Annotated in this window: 4 protein-coding genes and 1 pseudogene; 4 read left to right on the forward strand and 1 reads right to left on the reverse strand. The window is 53.3% G+C overall.

Annotated elements, in window-relative coordinates; genetic code table 11:
• The 4 genes from OKC30_RS20130 to iadA all read left to right on the forward strand — a co-directional run.
• Window positions 1-270, forward strand: a 270-nt coding sequence (locus OKC30_RS20130; protein ID WP_270805406.1) for a hypothetical protein, incomplete at its 5' end; no start/stop codon positions are given.
• On the forward strand, window positions 212-898 hold the full coding sequence (locus OKC30_RS20135; RefSeq protein ID WP_041205587.1) for a nucleoside recognition domain-containing protein: 687 nt from the start codon (window positions 212-214) through the stop codon (window positions 896-898). The genes OKC30_RS20130 and OKC30_RS20135, both read left to right, overlap by 59 nt.
• Window positions 895-1,356, forward strand: a complete 462-nt coding sequence (locus OKC30_RS20140; protein ID WP_005326786.1) for a YjiG family protein — start codon at window positions 895-897, stop codon at window positions 1,354-1,356. The genes OKC30_RS20135 and OKC30_RS20140 overlap by 4 nt, the downstream gene beginning before the upstream one ends.
• Window positions 1,357-1,368: 12 nt before the next feature.
• A complete protein-coding gene (gene iadA, locus OKC30_RS20145) occupies window positions 1,369-2,535 on the forward strand; it encodes a beta-aspartyl-peptidase (protein WP_041205590.1) in 1,167 nt (388 codons plus the stop codon).
• 533 nt (window positions 2,536-3,068) lie between these two features.
• Here iadA and OKC30_RS20150 read toward each other — a convergent pair.
• A pseudogene (locus tag OKC30_RS20150) lies at window positions 3,069-3,689 on the reverse strand (IS6-like element IS26 family transposase); the annotation flags it as partial.
• Between the last annotated feature and the right edge of the window lie 78 nt (window positions 3,690-3,767).

Below are 3,767 nucleotides of genomic sequence, written 5' to 3' on the forward strand. Positions count from 1 at the left end.
AGGCAAGGGGCAACAGTGGATCAAGGGATGATCGTCTCACTTTTTCCTGTCAATGCCATCTGGGTGAACAGTTACCTGTCTGGAGATTCAGGGGGCCAGTCTACATTCTTGCATTTTCCCCATACCCATATTACTGTTAAAGTCATTGAGTTCAGGCCTCTTCTGGCCTGCCGCAACAAACAACATCATCAAAAAAATAACGGGGTTCGCTATGGCGCAACAAAGGGAACAGGCGGCGCTGCCGCCTGCAACAGAAAAAGTCGGACTTAAGGGATACCTGGCTTTTTTTCTGACCATCATTTTCTTTTCCGGCGTATTTTCCGGAACGGAAGGTTGGTGGCGTGTATTTGATTTTACCGTGCTGAACGGTTCGTTTGGCCAGATCGCGAATGGCGCTGAACAAACGACCGTAACCTTCCGGGGCGCGGGCGGTACGGGCGCAAAAGATGGTTTTCTTTTCGCGCTGGAACTCGCTCCCTCTGTCATTTTGTCACTGGGCATTATTTCTATCACCGACGGTCTTGGCGGACTGCGTGCGGCGCAACAGCTGATGACGCCCATCCTGAAACCCCTGCTGGGTATTCCGGGCATCTGCTCACTGGCGCTCATCGCTAACTTACAAAACACCGATGCGGCCGCGGGGATGACGAAAGAACTGGCGCAGGATGGCGAAATCACTGAGCGCGATAAAGTCATTTTTGCAGCGTACCAGACCAGCGGCAGCGCAATTATTACCAACTATTTTTCCTCTGGTGTCGCTGTCTTCGCGTTTCTGGGAACGTCCGTTATCGTCCCCCTGGCTGTCATCCTGGTGTTTAAATTTGTCGGTGCCAACCTGCTACGTATCTGGATCAATTTTGAAGAACGCCGTAACCCAACGCAAGGAGCACAAGCATGACCACTCAGGTACGCAAAAATGTCATGGACATGTTCATCGATGGTGCCCGCCGCGGCTTTACGATTGCCACCACTAACCTGCTGCCGAACGTGGTCATGGCATTCGTCATTATTCAGGCGCTGAAAATTACCGGTTTACTTGACTGGGTTGGGCACATTTGCCAGCCCGTTATGGCTCTGTGGGGACTTCCTGGTGAAGCAGCCACCGTGCTTTTAGCGTCGCTAATGAGCATGGGCGGCGCGGTAGGCGTTTCTGCCAGTCTGCTCACGGCGGGAGCCTTAAATGGTCACGACGTCACGGTGCTGCTTCCGGCGATATACCTGATGGGTAACCCTGTGCAGAACGTGGGTCGCTGCCTCGGTACCGCCGAAGTTAACGCCAAATATTATCCCCATATCATCGCCGTGTGTGCCATCAACGCACTGCTGTCGATCTGGGTTATGCAGAGCATTGTTTAAAAGGGAATTCTCATGCCTGATTTATCCTTCGCAGAGTTTACGTTGATGCAAGGTGCACACCTTTACACCCCGGAAGACCAGGGAATCAGAGACGTGCTTCTCGCCAACGGCAAGATTATTGCTGTGGCACGCGATATCTCTCCTCACATCGTGCCAGATTGTAAGGTTATCAATCTCAGAGGACTGATTCTGTGTCCTGGCTTTATCGATCAGCATGTTCACCTGATTGGCGGCGGTGGTGAAGCGGGTCCCACTACCCGTACGCCAGAAGTCAGACTGAGCAGACTGACCGAAGCCGGGGTCACGACCGTCATTGGTTTGCTCGGCACCGACTCCGTGACCCGTCACCCGGAATCGCTTCTGGCGAAAACACGGGCGCTGAATGAAGAAGGGATCACCGCCTGGATGTTAACCGGCGCTTACCATGTACCTTCACCGACAATCACCGGTTCGGTAGAAAAAGATGTGGCGCTGATCGATCGCGTCATCGGCGTTAAATGTGCAGTTTCAGACCACCGTTCTGCCGCGCCTGGCGATTATCAACTGGCAAACATGGCAGCGGAATCCCGCGTGGGTGGCCTGCTGGGCAGCAAACCGGGTGTCAGCGTGTTCCATATGGGCGACAGCAAAAAGGGGCTTAAACCGCTGTATGACATTCTGGAAAATAGCGATGTACCGATGAGCAAGCTGCTTCCCACCCACGTTAACCGCAATGAGGCGCTGTTCGAAGAAGCACTGGCTTTTGCGCTCAAAGGCGGCACCATCGACATCACCAGCGGCATCCCCGATCCTGTCGCACCGGCTGAAGCTGTCGCCCGGGCACTGAAAGCCGGTATCCCGCTTGCCCGGATAACGGTCAGCTCGGATGGTAATGGTAGCCAGCCGTTGTTTGATGATGCCGGAAAACTGACAGGGATTGGTGTGGCGGGCTTCGAGAGCTTACTTGAAACCGTGCAGTCATTAGTCAACGATTACGGGTTTACCCTGACCGATGCATTGCGTCCGCTGACGACCAGTGTGGCAGGCTTTCTTAACCTTTCCACTAAAGGTGAAATTGCTCCTGGAAAGGATGCCGATCTGCTGGTTATGACACCAGAATTATGTATTGAGCAGGTTTATGCTCACGGCAAACAGATGGTGGTTGACGGTAAAGCCTGCGTGAAGGGTACCTTCGAGTAAGGGTAATCGGTTATCAGCCGTCAATCCGGGCCATTTTCTTCTCCAGCTATTTGGGATTATCGGGTCGAGCAATGGAACTCTTTCGTTGCGCTCCCACGGAACCGGACATGACGGTCTCCTGTAATCCAGTACGCCACAAAACCCGTCCTTTAGGGCGGGTATAACTGACCGGAACCCGCAGGGATGTGCGAAGCGCATAAATGCCGTTCACGCCGACGTTCCGCTCCACAGCATACGCCAGCCAGAACTGGAATATCGAGGTAATCGAACCAGATTTCCCCGGCTTAACCATCGTTAAGCCGCTCGGCCTGTTCAGGGCAGATGGAACCCTCGCCTTACTGATAAACTTTTTTACCCATCATTGATATTGTATATGGGCACTCTTTGATGTTTCCGGACACCGTTTTGGTATAGCTGGACTTGATACCTGCAACGGCAACCGAGGACGTCAGGCCGTAGGCCTGGTCAAGCTTCACGCAGTGGCACTGTTGCAAAGTTAGCGATGAGGCAGCCTTTTGTCTTATTCAAAGGCCTTACATTTCAAAAACTCTGCTTACCAGCCGCATTTCGCCCAGGGGATCACCATAATAAAATGCTGAGGCCTGGCCTTTGCGTAGTGCACGCATCACCTCAATACCTTTGATGGTGGCGTAAGCCGTCTTCATGGATTTAAATCCCAGCGTGGCGCCGATTATCCGTTTCAGTTTGCCATGATCGCATTCAATCACGTTGTTCCGGTACTTAATCTGTCGGTGTTCAACGTCAGACGGGCACCGGCCTTCGCGTTTGAGCAGAGCAAGCGCGCGACCATAGGCGGGCGCTTTATCCGTGTTGATGAATCGCGGGATCTGCCACTTCTTCACGTTGTTGAGGATTTTACCCAGAAACCGGTATGCAGCTTTGCTGTTACGACGGGAGGAGAGATAAAAATCGACAGTGCGGCCCCGGCTGTCGACGGCCCGGTACAGATACGCCCAGCGGCCATTGACCTTCACGTAGGTTTCATCCATGTGCCACGGGCAAAGATCGGAAGGGTTACGCCAGTACCAGCGCAGCCGTTTTTCCATTTCAGGCGCATAACGCTGAACCCAGCGGTAAATCGTGGAGTGATCGACATTCACTCCGCGTTCAGCCAGCATCTCCTGCAGCTCACGGGTAACCGTTCACCGGGAGGATGTTGACAACAACTCTTCCGGGAGCGGGTAGTCTGTTTTCTCTATGCAGGCACTGAC

Origin of the sequence: Aeromonas sp. QDB18 (assembly GCF_027705325.1) — a bacterium.
Classification (GTDB): Bacteria; Pseudomonadota; Gammaproteobacteria; order Enterobacterales; family Aeromonadaceae; genus Aeromonas; species Aeromonas caviae.